The following is a 17,483-nucleotide window of genomic DNA, read 5'->3' on the forward strand; positions in this document are numbered from 1 at the left end:
CTGCGTCAAGGGTGATAGGATCTCCCGAGCAGATCGTGGTAGCTGCCCCCAGGTTTATTACCGGCTTGGGAGTTACTGTAATGGCTCTGGAACCGGAGTTACTGCAACCGTCTTTGGTTACGGTAACCGTATAGGTAGTGTTAACTGTTGGGTTAACTGTAATGGATTGGGTAGTTGCTCCACCGGGGCTCCAGCTATAGGTTGCACCGGCATTGCCAGCGTCAAGGGTGATAGGATCTCCCGAGCAGATCGAAATATCCGGCCCAAGGTTTACCACAGGTCCACCGCCCCCGGTAACAACAATATCCTGTTCATATGTTTGCGAAATGCCGCCGCTGGTAGTTACGGTTAAGCTAACATGTTTTGTACCAGCAGTAGAATAGGTATGCGATAATACCGGGTTATAGCCGCTAACAACAGGAGTTCCATCGCCAAAATCCCAGGCATAATTAGTTATGCTGCCGCTGCAGGGTATAGAGGCATCGGTAAAATCTACCGAAAGCGTACTGCAGAAGCCGGTTTGTGCATAAGTAAACATAGGGTCAACTGCCGGCTTGGCGGTAATAACAATATTATCACTTGCCGTGCAGCCGTTTTTGGTAACGGTTACCCAATAGCTGCCTGCACCTAAGGCAATTACCGTTTTGCCTGTCATGGTTGCATATGCGGGGCTATAGGTACTACCCCATTGATAAGTAGCGCCGGCTACTCCTGCATCCAGTGTTAAAGTTCCGCCAGGGCACATGCTTTGATCGGGCCCCAGGTCTACAACGAAAGGCGGATTTACATTTACCGTTACACTGGCCGGTGCGGCATCAACACCACATTTGGTTTTGGTAACGGTATAGGTGGTGTTTACGACCGGACTGGCAACAGGGTTATATACGGAAGTGCTGCTTAAGCCTGTAGCCGGCGTCCATACATAAGTGGCGCCTGGTTCGTAGCCGGCATCGAGCTCTATGCTGCCGCCGAGGCAAATGTTTTTATCCGGACCCAGATCTACAGGAGCGGGGCCGGGTGTTGGATTAGGTAAAGTAATAACTGAATCTTTTATAGCCATATCTCCATTATCATTCATGGCGAGATATGATACAACATGTGGGCCTCCGATAGCAAAACTATGTATAGGATTTTGAGTATCATAAAAGCCATCAACCCAATCATCATCGATTACCCACTCAAAGTAATTTGTCGGATTGAGAGGATCACATGAAAAAGAGCTATCAAAAAACTGTACTTGCACCGTGCCACAGGTATTAAGTATTTCATATCCGAATTGCCCATATACTTTTGTAAGTCCGGTTACTATTATTGTATCTCTTACAATACATGTGCCACTAGTAACTTCCGCCCAGAACGTATTAATACCTGTAGCGGGCGTTAGCCATGCGTATGATGTAGTAGCTGGAGTTTGGCTCCAACTATAAGAATCATAGCCTGATGGCAATGAAAAAAATAATTGCCCCCCTACACAAACAGTCGTATCATTTCCCAGATTAAATACGGGCTTTTCATAAATGGTTATGTAAGAAGGCTTGGTAATTGAATGAGTGCCCCCGCTTTGTGAAGTAACGGTAAGGGAAACTGTAAATGATTTAAAAGGATCTGTTGTTGTATAAGTATGTGTTGGGTTTGCATTAGGCGTGGTAATGATCGTACCATCTCCAAAACTCCAGGTATAGCTTACAATTGGATCGCCGGTATTGAATGTAGAGGTACTCGTAAATTCTACTACCAAAGGCGCGCATCCAGAAGTTACAGAAGCCGAAAAATCCGCTGTTAAAGCGGATGGCTCCCCTGCCGGGGTATTTCCTGCATTTGAATTGACATATATCAATAACAGCAGAGATACAAACAGTATAACTCTCTTCATAGGAATTATTCTTAGTTAATCGAGGATATAGACAACAGGGGTAATAACGTATAATATATTTTTAAATTGTTGCAAACCATGACCTTAAAAAAAAATTCATAGATAGCTTTGCAGGTGTTAACTTGTAGCAATAATTTTTAATTGATTATGAATTGATTTCACAACTTACCATACAGCAAATCCTTTCCAGGATTGATATTATAGATATTGTAGGCAGCTTTGTAAAGCTTAAAAAAAGAGGAACGAACTACCTGGGCCTGTGCCCTTTTCATAATGAAAAAACACCCTCCTTTACTGTTTCGCCTGCCAAGGAAATTTATAAATGTTTCGGCTGCGGCAAAAGTGGCAATACCATCAGCTTTTTGATGGAACATGAGAAATACAGCTATGCAGAAGCATTGCGATGGCTGGCCAACAGGTATAATGTGGAAGTGGAAGAAACAGAGGTAAGTCCGGCTACCCGCGCGTTGCACCAAACAGCGGATAGCCTTTATATCATCAACAATTTTGCACAGCAATTTTTCAGCACCGTTTTGCTTCAGAGCGAAGAAGGACAGGACATCGGACTGAGCTACCTGAAAGAAAGAGGATTCAGCACATCCATTATTGAAAAGTTTCAGCTTGGTTATTGCAGTCAGCAAAGAGATGCATTTGCAAAAGCGGCTTTGGCAGCGCAATATAATGCGGAGTATTTGCAGAAAACAGGACTGGTTGTATTGAGAGACGAGCAACTGGTGGATAATTACCGCGGCCGTATCATTTTTCCGATACATAATCAAACCGGGAAAATTATGGGATTCGGCGCCCGTATTATCGGCAAAAGCGACAGAGCACCCAAATATATCAATACACCTGAGAATGAAATATACATTAAGAGTAAGATACTCTATGGTTCTTATTTCGCAAGGCAGGCAATAGATAAGGCAGATGAGTGCCTGCTGGTTGAAGGTTACACCGATGTAATTTCATTACACCAGGCGGGTATTGAACATGTAGTAGCCAGCGGCGGCACATCGCTGACACCGGATCAGTTGCGGCTGATTAAAAAATATACGGCTAACCTTACCATTATTTATGACGGCGATGCTGCCGGCATAAAAGCCGCGTTAAGAGGACTTGATCTGGCCTTAGAAGAAGGACTGCACGTGCAGTTGGTTTTGCTACCCGGTAATGAGGATCCGGACAGCTATGTAAATAAAACAGGCGGTGAGGCCTTTAAGCAATTTGTTGCAGACAATAAAAAAGATATCGTTCTTTTTCAGTTGGAAGTATCGCTGAAAGATGCGGGGAGCGATTCCAATAAAAAAGCGGCTGTGGTAAACCGTATTGCGGAAACCATATCGCGGCTGAACAAAGCGGAAGATTTTACCAAGCAGCAGGACTATATCAGGCAATGCGCCGGCCTGCTGAAAATTGATGAAACCGGGCTAAATACATTAGTTAATAAATTCATCAGGGAACGGATCACGAAGCAGGAAAATAAAATGGCATCAGACGATGCAAAATTAGCCGCTGAAACCGGGGTACAGGAAACAGCAACCACAGAAGAGGAGGCTTTAACCCTGCTTAATAAAGATGAATTAATTGAGCGGAATATGGCAAGGGCGTTAATTGAGTTTGGCGGGTATGCCTGGGATGAAAAGCGCAAGGTAGCAGATTATTTTTTCGAAGAATTTGAAATCAACGGATTACACGAATTAATAGACAATAAGCAAATGCTTTGGATTATTGAAACCTACCAGTCATGGATCAAAGAAGGCATTGATCCCAGTCCCCAACGTTTCTTATATCATCCGGATATGCAGCTCAGCGCCATAGTAGTGGCCTTAATGGATACCCGCTATGAATTAAGCCCGAACTGGAAGGATCATTATGACGGCCCTTTACTTACGCGCGAAGACCGGTATAAAGAAGAAGTTTCTTCTACTTTAATTTACCTTAAACTCAGGAAAATAAAAAGACTGATAGATGAAAATCAACGCGACCTGGAGAAAACGGTTTCAGCAGAAGAGCAACTTACCTTAATGCAAACGCATCTGCATTTTAAACAGCTTGAAAAAACGCTGACAACAGCATACGAAACCGTCATTTTTAAATAGCCGGATATCCGGCGCTAAGGGTGAAGTTGCCGTTACTTTCCCCCTGCTACATTCGCGGTTCTCCCGGAAGAAGCATAGCGGCTTGTACGGGTTTTATTTTGAACCGGAGTTGATACAGCAGCCGCATTCTCTTTGATGAAGGGAGTGAACTCCTCCACATGTACAGGTTTCTTAAACAGTAAAGCCGTCCACACATGGTCGAGCGTTACCTGGTATTCACTTTCAAAGCCATTTTGATGCAGCATTTTCCAACTGCAGGCCCTGTTCAGATCACTCACAATTTTAGAAGTGGTTTTAGGATAGGCGATCCATAACTTTCCTTCTTCATCCAGTGCAGGTAATACTTCTTTTAATATACCGTTTAACTGCGTTTCGTTAATGGCAAACAGGAGTGCGAAATCTATCCGCCTTGACTTAAGCAGCGGAGTAACATTCTTGGCAAATGCAATTTTGGCAAATTGTTTTTCGATGGAAGAAGGAAGGCCCTGAATCAGTAAATTCTTTTCTTCAGTAAGTTGAAGTTTTTCAAACATAGTCTGCATCATGCTTCAACACAATTTTTAAATGTTGCAAAAAGAGTTGCAAGATAGTAAAATTATGCCGTATGACCAATTTATTATAATAAAGAAATTGCATGAAGAATGCGCTCCCCTTGAATTTTGCAGAAAATATGTCTTGCCGGGTATTATTTTACAGGCTTATAATACTTCATCGCATCCTCTGCATAGCGCTTAACTTTTTCAATACGTGTGGCATCGGAAGGATGGGTGCTTAGAAACTCCGGTGGCTTTTCTCCTCCCCCTATTTTAGACATTCTTTCCCAAAAGGGAACAGCCTCGTTTGGATTATAACCGGCCATTGCGGCAAAAATTAATCCGTATTGGTCTGCCTCTAATTCCTGCTTACGGGAATTGGGTAATAATACTCCGACTTGGGCACCGGGCGCATATACCGTATTAAAAATATTGTTTACAGTGGGGTTACCCGAGGTTAATACACTTCCTACAGTGCCTAATCCTTCAGCAAGAAGCCCCTGGCTCATGCGTTCATTGCCATGCTGTGCTATGGCATGCGCAATTTCATGTCCCATCACCACTGCCAACGCCGCTTCATTTTGTGTAACAGGCAGTATACCCGTATACACTACAACCTTTCCTCCGGGCATACACCAGGCATTTACATCCTTTGAATCTACAAGATTAAACTCCCATTGATACCCCTGCAGGATATCGCCTTTGTTTTCAGCAGTATAATAGTCGGTGATCGCTTTTGCGATGCGGTTCCCTACACGCTTGACCATTTCAGCGTCCTTGCTTACCGTAGTGTTTACAATTTTGTTCTGGGAAAGAAAGGTCTGGTATTCCGTTTTAGCCATAGATTGTAACTCGGCTTCCGGTAATAATTGTAGCTGGTTCCTTCCTGTTATGGCGTTTCGTGTACAGGATACGGTTAAAAACGCCAGTGCGATGAAAAAAAGTGATTTTGAACTCATGTATTTTTGATTGAATCAATATTGTTAGCTGCTAATTCAATTCTTGTACCAAAAATAATTGAATATGTTATTTTGTACGGCAAATGCTTCAGCGCCTCATTTTTCTGCGATCGCGGTATTTTAATATCGGCGCCTTATTTTCGCTTCCCTTTAAAAGCCGGGAAATATTTTTTTGATGCGTAAGCATTACCAGCAAGGCAACAGCCACAGCAAAAATGCGGTAGGCATGGTTATCTACATTAAAAATAACGAGAATGAATACGGGAAAGGCCAAACTGGCCAGGATAGAACTAAGCGATACAAAACGGGTAAGAAATAACACGAGCAAAAAAACGCCTATGCAGCATAAAGCCGTCCAGGGAGAAATACCAAGCACCAGTCCGAAAAGCGTGGCCACTCCTTTGCCTCCCCTGAATTGGGCCCATATGGGATAAATATGTCCCAGAACCGCGCACAGCCCCAGTCCTATCTGAAAATTGGTTCTTGCAAATTCATCAACAACATAGAAAGGCAGCAGGTAGGCCAATTTCACAGCGGCAAAACCTTTAACCATATCTACGATCATTACAACGGTGCCCCATTTATATCCAAGTACCCTGTAGGTATTGGTGGCGCCTGCATTACCGCTTCCGTAATCTCTTATATCTATATTAAAAAAGTATCGGCTTACCCATACAGCCGTAGGGACAGAACCTATCAGGTAAGCTAATATAACCAATGTAAGTTCATTCATCAGATATCAGGTTGAAGTAGGCTGCAAATATATTTATTTTTCACAACTAAAATCTGCTTTAAGCGGCAGCTTCCTTTTTAAACGTTATACAAAGCCAGTTATTTTTTTGCCGTATGCTATCTGTAAAAAATAAAAGGCCGGCGGCTAAAGATTCCACTTTGTTTTTGTCTTCCTGCAATATACCGCTAATTATCAATAAGCCGTTATTATTTAAAGTTCGGTGAAAATCCTGCATATTAGTGAGGATAACGTGAAGGTTGATATTGGCGAGTATCATATCCCATTTTTCTTCGCCGGGAAAATGATCGGCTTTCATGAGCCGGATGCTTCCACATTCGTTTTTTTCAATATTTTCCGATGCATTATTTATACTCCAGTCATCATAGTCTATAGCCAGTATTTCCGCAGCCTTCATCTTATGGGCTAAAATGGCTAATACGCCTGTTCCGGTTCCAAAATCAGCCACTTTTTTTCCCGCACAGTTATATTCACGTAAACTTTCCAGCATTAAGCCGGTAGTGGCATGGTGACCGGTACCGAAGCTCATTTTAGGCGTAATTATAATTTCATATTCAACATTCTTTACAGATGCATGAAAATCAGCTCTTACAGCTACAAAATTATCTATAATTACAGGTTCAAATTCATTTTCCCATATTGCATTCCAGTTCTTATTTTCAATAACCGATTGGGTATATTTTATGTTTCCGGGAACAGGGAACCTGTCAAAAAATGTTTCATAGTATTTTGTTGCAGGAATATATGCTTTTACCAGCCCATCACTTTCCTCAAAGCCTTCTATTTCCGTAGCATCGTGTAAGCAGGCGATCAATATTTCGCCCATTTCCCTGCTTCCTGTCTCAAATATTATTTCAATGTATTTCTCTTCCATCGTTAACAATTAAAAAGCTACCTGTGTGATGCAGGTAGCTTTTATAAATTAGTAATGTAATAAGATCAATTATGGGGAGCGTTAGACTCAGCCGATCCGCGTTCCTGGTCTGCTGCAGGACGGGGCTTGGGAGCAAAATCAGGCTTAGGCATCAGCGCTTTCCTGCTTAATTTAAACTTTCCTGTTTTGTGATCAACGCCTACTAATTTCACTTTTACCACATCGCCTTCCTTCAACACGCCTTCCATCGTCTCCAAACGTTTCCAGCTAATTTCGCTGATGTGTAAAAGGCCCTGTTTACCAGGCAAAAATTCTACAAAGGCCCCAAATTCTTTAATTCCTTTTACTGTGGCTTCGTAAACCTCGCCTACAGAAGGAACCGCAACAATGCCTTTTATCCAGGCAACGGCTTTATCCAATCCTTCCTTAGCCGGAGAGAAAACACTTACTTCCCCTACTGTGCCTACTTCTTCGATATTAATAGTAGTTCCTGTTGTTCTCTGAATTTCCTGTATTACTTTACCCTGGGGCCCGATAACGGCGCCAATAAATTCTTTATCAATGAACAGTTTTTCCATTCGCGGTGCATGCGGTTTCACTTCCTCGCGTGCGGCACTTATGCAATCATACATGGCGTCTAATATGTGCAAACGCCCTTTGCGCGCCTGTTCTAATGCCTCGCGCATCGTATTCATGCTCAGCCCGTCTATCTTAATATCCATTTGTACCCCGCAAATACCTTCCCGGGTTCCGGTAACTTTAAAGTCCATATCACCAAGGTGATCTTCATCGCCCAGGATATCGGTTAAAATAGCATATTTATTATCTGTTCCTCTTGTAATTAATCCCATAGCCACCCCGCTTACATGCTTGGGAAAAGGAACGCCGGCATCCATCAATGCCAGAGAGCCTGCACAAACGGTTGCCATGGAAGAGGAGCCGTTTGATTCCAGGATATCACTCACCACCCTAACCGTGTAGGGATAATCATTTCCTGGCATCATTTGCTTTAATGAACGCAGGGCCAGGTTTCCATGCCCGATTTCCCTTCTGCCGGGGGCACGTAAAAACTTGATTTCGCCGGTTGAGAAAGGAGGAAAATTATAATGTAAAATGAATTTCGAATAATCAGATTTAGCAGCGCTTTCTACCAGCAGTTCATCCAAAGGTGTTCCTAAAGTAACGGTAGTAAGCGATTGTGTTTCGCCCCTGGTAAATAAGGCAGAACCATGGGGTGTTGGCAGAAAGTCGGTTTCCATTGCCAGGGAACGTACCTCATCTAATTTCCTGCCATCCAAACGGGTACGGTCATCAAGGATCATGTTTCTTACCACTTCCCATTGCAGGTCTTCAAAGTATTTGCCGGCCAGTTTTACATCTTCTTCTTCAGGCTCCTCACCAAAACTGGCAACCAGTTCTTCTTTGAGCTTTGCATAAGCATCGCTTCTTTCATGCTTGGCAGAACCTGCTTTAGCAATTTCATAAATTTTATCTTTAGCAAAAGCTTTTACTTTTTCAAGAATAGATTCGTTTTGCACAGGCCTGGGGTAGTCTCTTTTTTGTGTAATCCCTTTTTTATCCCTGAGCTCCTGTTGCGCTTTAATCTGGAGCTTAATGGCTTCGTGGGCCACCTCCAGCGCCTTCACCAGGTCTTCTTCGGTGCATTCTTTGGATTCACCTTCCACCATCATCAGGTTCTTTTCTGTAGCTCCGATCATGAAGTCCATATCAGCTTTAGCCAGTTCGCTACGGGTAGGGTTAACAACATATTCATTATCAATCCTTGCTACCCGCACTTCAGAAATAATTTCTTTAATGGGAATATCAGAAACCGCTAATGCCGCAGACGCAGCCAGGCAGGCTAAAGCGTCCGGCATTACTTCAGTATCACTTGAAACAAGCGTTATAATTACCTGAACCTCACATAAATAGTCATCAGGAAAAAGCGGGCGTAAAGCACGGTCAACCAGGCGGCTGGTGAGCACTTCGTAATCATTCAGCTTGGCTTCGCGCTTAAAAAAGGAACCGGGAATGCGGCCTGCGGAAGAAAATTTTTCCATATAATCCACGCTCAGCGGAAAAAAGCTTTGTCCGGGCTTGGGTTCTTTATTGGCTACTGCAGTAGCCAATATCATACAATTACCCTGGCGTACAACAACGGAGCCATCGGCCTGGCGTGCCAGTTTACCGGTTTCAATAGTTACGGTACGTCCGCCGCCAAGGTCAAATGATACATCAATAGGTTGAGAGAGCATAAAAATGATTTGAATTTAAGACCTGCAATCAGGGGCATCAGGGGGGAGGAATACCGTGGCATTGCAAGCCGTGTAGTTAAATAAAATAATGAGCGATCGTCATAAAACTACTATTCCCAACATGGCCGTTGGGAATAGTTATACTTAACGAATACGTTACTTTCTGAGTCCTAATTTTTCGATCAGCCCGCGATAACCCTGCAAGTTATGCTTACTAAGATAGGTGAGTAAACTTTTTCTTTCTCCCACTAATTGCAACAGGCCCCTGTTGCTGGAAAAATCTTTTTTGTTTTGCTGCAGGTGCTTGGAAATGTGAGCAATGCGTTCTGTTAACAGCGCTATTTGCGCTTCAATAGATCCTGTATTGGTTTCTTTTCCACCAAATTCTGCAAAAATCTTTGTTTTTTTGTCGGCGACTAATGTTGGCATCTCAATTTTTTTTAAACATCCAATGATATCTTCTTCTTATTTGGCCGCAAAGGTAGTAAAAGATCACAAAAACAGGAATTATTCATAGAATTATTTTTCAGCGCAAATGCTTTACATTCAGCCCGTATAATATTACAAAAAGAATTCCGATAAAAGCGATAAAGGACGATGATAGTATAGTAAGGAAGTTTCCGCCACCGAAAGCGATAAAAGGACCTGCAATACCTATTGCCGTACCCAATACATAGCTATAGAATCCCGTTTTCTTTAATCCAAACATCAATATACCGCCTAACAGTGTAAACACCGAAGCAATAATGCTGAATAAAGCGCTTTTCCTGAGGTTTTCCGGCTGAAGCATTTCACTGGTACCGGATAATATCTTTTCGGCAAATTTTGATCCGGCATTATCTTCATCTTCTACCTTTTCCCTCGCGTCCTGCATAGCAGCCTGTGCAATGCCGGAAGTAGCATTAGCGGAAAGATAGCTGGTTATGCCGCTGATTATTCCCCAACTGCTTCCAATAAAGGTAAGAATGCATAAAACAGTAAGAAATACCGGCCTTGGGGGTTTAGCCGCAACAACTGGCTGATCGGGTTGCAAATTTTCCATAGCTAAATATGTTTTAGAGTTACAAGGATAATAAAATATTTTTATATCTGAAAGTGATTTTGATTGTCAAAACCGAAAATACTTTTGATAAACCGTAATTTTCCGGAAAATTTAAATGTTTGGGCAAATTATACAGTTTTGTATTGATGGGATGTGGTGAAATAAGCAGGAGGCATGCTGAACAGATAAAGAAACATGGCATTATCCGGGCGGTTTGTGACACCAACAGGCAAAAAGCAGACGAGGCGGCGGCGCTGTACCAATCAAAAGCATATTACCATATTGAGGATATGCTGCAATCGGAGGATGGAATTGATGTGTCTGTAGTTTGTACCCCAAATGGACTGCATGCCATGCACACCATTGCATCCCTGGAACACGGTATGCATGTGCTTTGCGAAAAGCCGATGGCCATTAGAGTTAAAGATGCCCGGGATATGCTGCAGACTGCCAATGCAAACAACAGAAAATTGTTTGTGGTAAAACAAAACCGGTATAATCCGCCGGTAGCTGAGCTAAAGAAGATCATCCGGGAAAACAGGTTAGGCACGATATCCAGCTTCCAGGTTAATTGCTTCTGGAACAGGCCAAAATCCTATTATCTGAATTCCTGGAGAGGCACCAAAGCATTAGACGGGGGTATCCTGTTTACCCAGTTCAGTCATTTTATTGATTTACTGTACTGGCTGCTGGGTGATGTAAAAAATATCCGTGCTATCGGCCGTAATTACCAGCACGGAGATTGCATTGAGTTTGAAGACACGGGTGTTGTGCAGATGGAAATGCAGAACGGGGCAATCGGATCACTGCATTTTACCATCAACAGCTATCAGTCTAACATGGAAGGATCCATTACCCTGTTCGGGGAAAAGGGAACGATCAAAATCGGGGGACAATACCTAAATACACTGGAATACCAGCGTATTAAGGATTATCCTGTTCAGCCAATACCGCAAAGTAAAGGCGCTAATGAATATGGATTTTATAGCGGAAGCATGAGTAACCACGATAAAGTATATGAAAACCTTTTAAAAAGCCTTGACGGAAAGGCGCATGATGCTGTTATGGCTGAAGACGGAATAAAAACCGTGGAAATAATTGAACAGATTTACGCGGGTATGCGGACTAATATAATATAATTATTCTTGAAAACCATTTATTTCACTGTCACCAATGAGCTGGTTTACGACCAGCGGATGATAAGAATATGCACTACGCTGGCCCGTGAAAATTATAGCATTGTGCTGGTTGGGCGGCGGTACAGAGGAGCCGCGCACCTTCAGCCCCACTCCTTCCGGCAGGTTCGGATCTTTTGCTGGTTTACTAAGGGCAAATTATTCTATATTGAATTTAATACCAGGCTATTGTTTTACCTCTTTTTCAAAAAAATGGATGGGCTTTGTGCCATTGACCTGGATACTATTCTTCCCTGCTGGCTGGTTTCCCGCATAAAAAGAATACCCCGTGTATATGATGCGCATGAACTGTTTTGTGAAATGAAAGAAGTGCGTACGCGGCCGCTTATTTATAGCTTCTGGAAAAGAGTAGAACAATTTGCAGTACCCGGATTCACTTCGGGATATACGGTTAATTTACCTATAGCAAAGGAATTTAAAAGAATGTATGGTGTGAACTATTCCGTTATCAGGAATATTGCGGCTTTGCATAAGCCCGAACAGCAACCGGAAAAAACAAAAACCTTTCTTTTGTACCAGGGAGCGGTTAACGAAGGCAGGAGTTTTGAAACACTTATTCCTGCCATGCAATATATTCATGTGCCCCTGGTGATATGTGGCGATGGCAATTTTATGCCGCAGGTAAAAATACTGGTGAAAAAACATGGGGTGGAAGATAAAGTCATTTTTAAAGGAAGGATTGCCCCCGATGAGTTAAAAAAAATTACACCATTGGCCACCATCGGCATTACCTTATTTGACAGGGAGGGTATGAGCAATTATTATTCTCTTGCCAATCGCTTCTTTGATTATATACATGCGGGCATACCTCAGCTTTGCGCAGATTACCCGGCATACAGGGAAATTAATGAAGAGTTTGAGGTTGGTCTGCTGATAACAGACCTGTCTGCAGAAAATATTGCCAGGCATATCAATACCTTATTAACAGATAGCGCACTGTACGAAAAACTGCGGCAAAACTGCCTGGCGGCAAAGCAGGTATACAACTGGCAAAATGAAGAAAATAAGCTGATTGATTTTTACCGGAACCTATTGCACTAAGATTGGAAAAACATATACATATCGTTTGCTTAGATGTGCCCTATCCGCCCGACTATGGCGGCGTGTTCGACCTGTATTACAAGCTGAAATACCTGCATGAAAACGGTGTGAGCATTCATTTGCATTGTTATGAATACGGAAGGGGCGAACAAAATGCTTTGCTGGAATATTGTAAAACGGTTCAGTATTATAAACGTTCCGGAGGCTGGCGGCAACTGACCGCAGGAATACCGTATATTGTTAGCTCGCGTGCCGATCCGGCATTATTACGCAATCTTTCTAAAGATCATTACCCTGTATTGCTGGAAGGTATACACAGCACTTACCTGTTGTATAAAAATAAGCTGGCAGGAAGAAAAGTGATTTTGCGTTTGCACAATATTGAATTTGAATACTACCGTCAATTATCACACAATACCACTTCATTATTTCATAAAATATATTATACAGCAGAAAGTGCTTTGCTGAAGCGGTATGAAAGAACGATTGCCCGTAAAGCCGGTTTCATTGTTACAGTAACAGAAAAAGATGCCCGAAGATATGCTTTCATATTTGATATAAACAATGCACGCTATCTGCCTGTTTTTACAGCATGGAATACGGTGGCATGCAGGGAAGGAAAAGGATCGTATTGCCTGTACCAGGGTAATTTATCGGTGGGTGAAAACGAGCAGGCGGCATTATGGCTGATTAAAAACGTGTTTTCAGATTTGAAGATACCCTTTATCATTGCCGGTAAAAACCCTTCTCATTCTTTAAAAAAAGAAGTACGGCTTCATACGCATATCAGCGTAGCTGAAAACCCTTCACAGGCAGAAATGCAGCAATTAGTTGAAGATGCGCAGATCAACCTGTTACCTTCCTTTACCACTACGGGAATAAAACTAAAATTTTTACACGCTGTTTTTTGCGGAAGGCATTGTGTTGCAAACACGGCTATGGTGGCAGGAACGGGTATGGAAAATGCCTGCGTAATGGCGGAAGATGATAAGGACTTTAAAGCTGCTATACAAGATTTATATCATCAGCCATTTACAAAAGAAGCGATAGCGTTCCGGCAGGCGTTGCTTGATCAGCATTTTAATAACCGGCGAAATGCCGCGCAGCTAATGGAATGGATATGGGGCCCGGCAGGATTGGCAGACTGATCATCTTCTTCTTATTGTCTTAGAAAAGTAGCTGTTCCATTCACTTTTTGAGTAACCTCATACTCACTATTACCCTGCCTGGTAATAGTTGACTTGTTTACGGCTGATTTTATCACGAGCGTATCACCGGTTATGGTAAACCTGGCGCCTGCCGGATCTGAAGCGCCCGGCAGTTGTTGGCCATTGGTATCCGGGATGTCAAAAATGGGACCGTTGGGGAAATAGAGTGAATCGCTCCCTACCTGCTGGTAATCGCTGCTGGCGCTGCTGGAGGGCAAATCAAAATCAAGCTGTTCTTCCTGCGGCTGCGGATCAACCGGGATGCCTCCCAGATAGGTAATGATTTTAACTTTGGCCGAAATGCTGTACCCCAAATCAGTTGTTTCCATTTTATCGGCGGTAACCGTAAGAAATCCCTTGTTGTTTTGTGTAGTGGCAGCATATGTAGCCACAATCCTTCCAGGGATGCCTCCATAATCAAAGGTGGAGCCCGATTCTACCGCTACACTAAGTTCAAGAAACTTCCAGGTTCCCAGCAATGAAGCCGGGTTGTTGCCTGAATCTTTTTCAAACGATAATTCTTTCTGGCATGAAAAAAGAGTGAATATCAGCAAAAGGACGGATAAAGTAGCAGGGATATTCCGCATAGTATTTTTAATACATTGTATTGCAAATATATATAATAGTAGTAGTTTTTCTCAACTTATGTTACCGTAAGAAGTAAAGCCTGCAGGGCTACATTTTTGAGGTAACGCTGCAGGCTGCACACAAAAAATAAAAAATTAATCTTTCAGGTTGAGGTATTTTTTAACAGCGTTATAGTCGTTCCAGTCAATGCCAGATGCTTTACGGGCGGCAGGCGTACCGCCGGGAATAAGAATATAACGGAATTGAGATATCCCCTGTTCACTTGAGACATTGTAATTAGACGTCAGGATAATTTCATCTTCAGAAAAATATGGGTCAATGAAAATATTCGGGGCTGTTTCTTCTACATCAAACAATATGCTGGCTATCACAGAACAAGGGAGGGAAACAACAAACGGATCATCTTCCGTATTTAGATTCCAATATACTTTTACTGACCCTGAATTTAATATTTCCTTTGATAAGCCCGGGGCAGAAATTATAGCTATTCCATTTTCATCAAAACTTACATCCAGCCACTGTGAATAAATAACATTTGCAGTTCCGGGATCACCTTTAGCACCCGCAGGTCCCTGTGCTCCTGAAGGACCGGCTGCTCCTGCTGGTCCGGCGGGACCTTCGGGCCCTTCTTTGGAGCAGGAGGTAAATAACATGCCTACCGCCATAAATGCAACGGCGGCTATCTGAAATGTCAATTTTTTCATAACGAATTATTTTAGTTTTTAGATGACTAAAAATAATGAATTAATGATTAGCCTTTAGTATAAAACAGCAATTTATCTTTTATACGGGATTGGCATTTAAAAAACGCTTCTATACTTTGCTTACCAGGTTTAATAATTCCACGTTATCCAGGTTTTGGCATCATCTGCACTAACCATGTCATAGGTGGTGGAACTGGTTTGTATAAAATAATACCCCTGCGGTATCAATAACTTTGCAAGTGTTTGCGCTGCAGGCCCCGAAGCAGGATAAGACCCATACAATCCCAGCAGGCTAAATACCGCTCTTCCATCGGCAGTAAACTCCGGGGTATCCGGGGCTGCTCCATACTGTAACTCAAGACCTGTTCCTGCAGCATTTACAAACGCCGGTGCAAACAAATCGTTTCCTGTATCGTATTCGGGCCAATAAATAAGTGAATAAAATCTGCCGAGGGTATTTATTCCAAAAGCGTCATCTACGCCATTTACATGAAAGCCCGCATACGACTCCCAGTATGCTTCATCATTAACTGCGGTTTGCCACCATCTTTGCGGAGCGCTTACATCTGTTTTTAGCGGCTTAATGGCGCCTGCAATAATACCGGTACTATTACCCGACCTAAGGTTAACGCTTTGACTGGCTTCATTCCAGAACACATCCGTAAATTCATTAATAATTTGAGAACCGTTAATTAACGGAGTTTCAAACACTACCCCTCCAACATTGAAATAATAAGCGGTAGAGAACTGCTTTATTGTTCCACCCGAAAGCCATTGCAAAGTGGTGGTTCTTGAAGCGGGGTCAACAAAAATTTCATATTCAACACCGCTAAGCGTAAGCCGCTTAAAATAGTTTTTAATTTTTGTTACATTGGTAAAAGATACCGCATTAGCCCATTCGCCATTTTGCCATTCGTTTAACTCCTGCTGCGATGCTTTTTCCAGCCTGAGTTTCGTGTTGTTCATTTTACCGGTAAGTATAATGCTGTCTGCATATAAAGTGTCTAAGGAAAATTCGAAATCGGAAATCAGTCCGCTTCCATAAGCACCTCCGTTTACTGTAGCGTCGGGATCAGATAAAAGATGCAGGTAGGAATAGGTATCAAAAATCAAGGTGGGCTGCTGCAATGCTTTTAAACGGTAACTGCTTTCCTTCTGGTATTTGGAGGTAATGGTATCAAAATCCGAGAACATGAATACCCGGTTTTCGTTATTAAACCTGAAATAAAAATGGTAAATACCGCCACTGCCCGGTATAACCGTTGCCTTCCAACCGGTTGGCGAGCTCACAAGCGCAGACTGGTAGTCGTTCAATGTTTTATTAATGCGCTCATCGGGCGACTGATCAAAAACCGGTTCGTCTTTACGGCATGCCGTAAGGCAAAGCGTTATTGATAAAATATATAAAGCGATCTTTTTCATCTGTGTATTTTTTTTTCTCTTTAAACCTATTTCACCAGCGCTGTTATGGATGCCCTTGTGCGGGTTTGCAAACTGTAAAAATCAATGTTCCAAACGTCTTTAAAATAATTGACCAGCATCGCTTCCTTCTGCTTCAGTTTGGTTTGTGCCTCTTCGCTGCTAAGATTATTTACCATTATATTAAACCATGCCCTGCCTTCTACCAGCATAATGGCAGCCATTTCTACAAAATCTTCGTCGGGGAAAGACATGGCGTAGGCGGAGATGAATCCCATCTCGTTAGCAGCTTCATCGCTCACATTGTTCCAGTTAGAAGTATAATTGCCCACGGATATTTGTTTGAATTCCTGCGGATACATCACGTTTTGATGCAGGATATGGGCAAATTCGTGCTGAATAGTATGAAACATTTGTTTCACGGTAAAAGAGTCTTCCGGCACATAACCATCCATGCCTTTTATACGAAAATCGTTTAACTGGTACAGCAATATTTTGCGCCCGCCTTCTGCCTGACCCAGCGTAATGGTGCCATCCATATTCCAGCTTGCACTTCCCGCCAGTACAAAAAATTTGGGACAATATTTCTTCATGAACAACGCGTTGGTTTCGGCAACATAATTATCAATCCATACCTGCTTTACCGCACTCAGCACGGGTATTATCTTTTCTTCATCGGGCGGTACGATGATTTTATTGAATTCCATTTCCGACTGGTCCCATTTGTATTTAACCGACACGTTCAATGGCACAGTAAGGTTACTGAGTATCCAGTCGTCAACAGGGCCTTTTACCCAGGTATCGCCCCCCAGCCCCGGGATATCATCTGCGTTTCCCGAAATATTATCTTTCCCGCAGGATAGCATTCCCGCAGTACACAAAAAGGCAACCAGTAGCGTTTGTAAAGATTTCATATTGTGATTTATGAATTTATTATTATT

The 17,483-nt window shown here is 42.6% G+C and carries 16 protein-coding genes; 4 read left to right on the forward strand and 12 right to left on the reverse strand.

The annotated features are described in order from the left end of the window. On the reverse strand, positions 1 to 1,873 hold a 1,873-nt coding region (locus tag PLE34_RS13055; protein ID WP_324557667.1), incomplete at its 3' end, for a PKD domain-containing protein. A gap of 152 nt (positions 1,874 to 2,025) precedes the next feature. Here PLE34_RS13055 and dnaG point away from each other — a divergent pair. Then, on the forward strand, positions 2,026 to 3,972 hold the full coding sequence (dnaG, locus tag PLE34_RS13060; protein ID WP_324557668.1) for a DNA primase: 1,947 nt from the start codon (positions 2,026 to 2,028) through the stop codon (positions 3,970 to 3,972). A gap of 32 nt (positions 3,973 to 4,004) precedes the next feature. Here the strand turns inward: dnaG and PLE34_RS13065 are convergent, their stop codons facing one another. The 7 genes from PLE34_RS13065 to PLE34_RS13095 all read right to left on the reverse strand — a co-directional run bounded on the left by PLE34_RS13065 (position 4,005) and on the right by PLE34_RS13095 (position 10,386). Continuing rightward, positions 4,005 to 4,517, reverse strand: coding sequence for a hypothetical protein (locus PLE34_RS13065; RefSeq protein ID WP_324557670.1), 513 nt, complete (start codon positions 4,515 to 4,517; stop codon positions 4,005 to 4,007). Between the two features lie 140 nt (positions 4,518 to 4,657). Further along, a complete protein-coding gene (locus PLE34_RS13070) occupies positions 4,658 to 5,464 on the reverse strand; it encodes a M48 family metallopeptidase (protein ID WP_324557672.1) in 807 nt (268 codons plus the stop codon). Positions 5,465 to 5,552: 88 nt separating this feature from the next. Further along, positions 5,553 to 6,197: a glycerol-3-phosphate 1-O-acyltransferase PlsY gene (gene plsY / locus PLE34_RS13075; RefSeq protein WP_324557674.1), complete on the reverse strand. Its 645-nt coding sequence runs from the start codon at positions 6,195 to 6,197 to the stop codon at positions 5,553 to 5,555. 58 nt (positions 6,198 to 6,255) lie between these two features. Beyond that, positions 6,256 to 7,089 carry a 50S ribosomal protein L11 methyltransferase gene (gene prmA, locus PLE34_RS13080; protein WP_324557676.1) on the reverse strand — a complete coding sequence of 278 codons (834 nt, stop codon included), beginning with the start codon at positions 7,087 to 7,089 and terminating at the stop codon, positions 6,256 to 6,258. Between the two features lie 65 nt (positions 7,090 to 7,154). Beyond that, on the reverse strand, positions 7,155 to 9,344 hold the full coding sequence (gene pnp / locus PLE34_RS13085; protein ID WP_324557677.1) for a polyribonucleotide nucleotidyltransferase: 2,190 nt from the start codon (positions 9,342 to 9,344) through the stop codon (positions 7,155 to 7,157). A 156-nt stretch (positions 9,345 to 9,500) separates the two neighbouring features. Then, the gene (gene rpsO, locus PLE34_RS13090; protein ID WP_324557678.1) at positions 9,501 to 9,773 is read right to left on the reverse strand and encodes a 30S ribosomal protein S15; all 273 of its coding nucleotides are present in this window, start codon (positions 9,771 to 9,773) and stop codon (positions 9,501 to 9,503) included. 97 nt (positions 9,774 to 9,870) lie between these two features. Continuing rightward, a complete protein-coding gene (locus PLE34_RS13095; protein WP_324557679.1) occupies positions 9,871 to 10,386 on the reverse strand; it encodes a hypothetical protein in 516 nt (171 codons plus the stop codon). A 119-nt stretch (positions 10,387 to 10,505) separates the two neighbouring features. Between PLE34_RS13095 and PLE34_RS13100 the strand changes: the two genes are divergently transcribed. From PLE34_RS13100 to PLE34_RS13110, 3 genes are read left to right on the forward strand one after another with little or no spacing between them, the layout of a single operon-like run. Then, the gene (locus PLE34_RS13100; RefSeq protein ID WP_324557681.1) at positions 10,506 to 11,525 is read left to right on the forward strand and encodes a Gfo/Idh/MocA family protein; all 1,020 of its coding nucleotides are present in this window, start codon (positions 10,506 to 10,508) and stop codon (positions 11,523 to 11,525) included. Between the two features lie 6 nt (positions 11,526 to 11,531). Continuing rightward, positions 11,532 to 12,623: a glycosyltransferase gene (locus PLE34_RS13105; RefSeq protein ID WP_324557682.1), complete on the forward strand. Its 1,092-nt coding sequence runs from the start codon at positions 11,532 to 11,534 to the stop codon at positions 12,621 to 12,623. Positions 12,624 to 12,625: 2 nt separating this feature from the next. Next, entirely contained in the window at positions 12,626 to 13,771 is a 1,146-nt protein-coding gene (locus PLE34_RS13110; protein ID WP_324557683.1) for a glycosyltransferase, read from the forward strand. Between the two features lie 11 nt (positions 13,772 to 13,782). Here PLE34_RS13110 and PLE34_RS13115 read toward each other — a convergent pair whose 3' ends face one another. The 4 genes from PLE34_RS13115 to PLE34_RS13130 all read right to left on the reverse strand — a co-directional run bounded on the left by PLE34_RS13115 (position 13,783) and on the right by PLE34_RS13130 (position 17,456). Beyond that, positions 13,783 to 14,418 carry a hypothetical protein gene (locus PLE34_RS13115; RefSeq protein WP_324557685.1) on the reverse strand — a complete coding sequence of 212 codons (636 nt, stop codon included), beginning with the start codon at positions 14,416 to 14,418 and terminating at the stop codon, positions 13,783 to 13,785. Positions 14,419 to 14,553: 135 nt separating this feature from the next. Continuing rightward, positions 14,554 to 15,123, reverse strand: a complete 570-nt coding sequence (locus PLE34_RS13120; RefSeq protein WP_324557686.1) for a hypothetical protein — start codon at positions 15,121 to 15,123, stop codon at positions 14,554 to 14,556. Between the two features lie 129 nt (positions 15,124 to 15,252). Further along, a complete protein-coding gene (locus PLE34_RS13125; RefSeq protein ID WP_324557687.1) occupies positions 15,253 to 16,545 on the reverse strand; it encodes a DUF4302 domain-containing protein in 1,293 nt (430 codons plus the stop codon). Positions 16,546 to 16,571: 26 nt separating this feature from the next. Continuing rightward, a complete protein-coding gene (locus PLE34_RS13130) occupies positions 16,572 to 17,456 on the reverse strand; it encodes a zinc-binding metallopeptidase (protein WP_324557688.1) in 885 nt (294 codons plus the stop codon). Between the last annotated feature and the right edge of the window lie 27 nt (positions 17,457 to 17,483).

This window comes from Agriterribacter sp. (assembly GCF_035445465.1).
Taxonomy (GTDB): domain Bacteria; phylum Bacteroidota; class Bacteroidia; order Chitinophagales; family Chitinophagaceae; genus Agriterribacter.

Excerpts from the sequence above, each read along its gene's own strand:
- plsY (WP_324557674.1), bottom strand. The coding sequence starts at position 6,197 with ATGAATGAACTTACATTGGTTATATTAGCTTACCTGATAGGTTCTGTC.
- PLE34_RS13115 (WP_324557685.1), bottom strand. The coding sequence starts at position 14,418 with ATGCGGAATATCCCTGCTACTTTATCCGTCCTTTTGCTGATATTCACT.
- PLE34_RS13095 (WP_324557679.1), bottom strand. The coding sequence starts at position 10,386 with ATGGAAAATTTGCAACCCGATCAGCCAGTTGTTGCGGCTAAACCCCCA.
- PLE34_RS13065 (WP_324557670.1), bottom strand. The coding sequence starts at position 4,517 with ATGATGCAGACTATGTTTGAAAAACTTCAACTTACTGAAGAAAAGAAT.
- prmA (WP_324557676.1), bottom strand. The coding sequence starts at position 7,089 with ATGGAAGAGAAATACATTGAAATAATATTTGAGACAGGAAGCAGGGAA.
- pnp (WP_324557677.1), bottom strand. The coding sequence starts at position 9,344 with ATGCTCTCTCAACCTATTGATGTATCATTTGACCTTGGCGGCGGACGT.
- PLE34_RS13120 (WP_324557686.1), bottom strand. The coding sequence starts at position 15,123 with ATGAAAAAATTGACATTTCAGATAGCCGCCGTTGCATTTATGGCGGTA.
- rpsO (WP_324557678.1), bottom strand. The coding sequence starts at position 9,773 with ATGCCAACATTAGTCGCCGACAAAAAAACAAAGATTTTTGCAGAATTT.
- PLE34_RS13070 (WP_324557672.1), bottom strand. The coding sequence starts at position 5,464 with ATGAGTTCAAAATCACTTTTTTTCATCGCACTGGCGTTTTTAACCGTA.
- PLE34_RS13130 (WP_324557688.1), bottom strand. The coding sequence starts at position 17,456 with ATGAAATCTTTACAAACGCTACTGGTTGCCTTTTTGTGTACTGCGGGA.
- PLE34_RS13125 (WP_324557687.1), bottom strand. The coding sequence starts at position 16,545 with ATGAAAAAGATCGCTTTATATATTTTATCAATAACGCTTTGCCTTACG.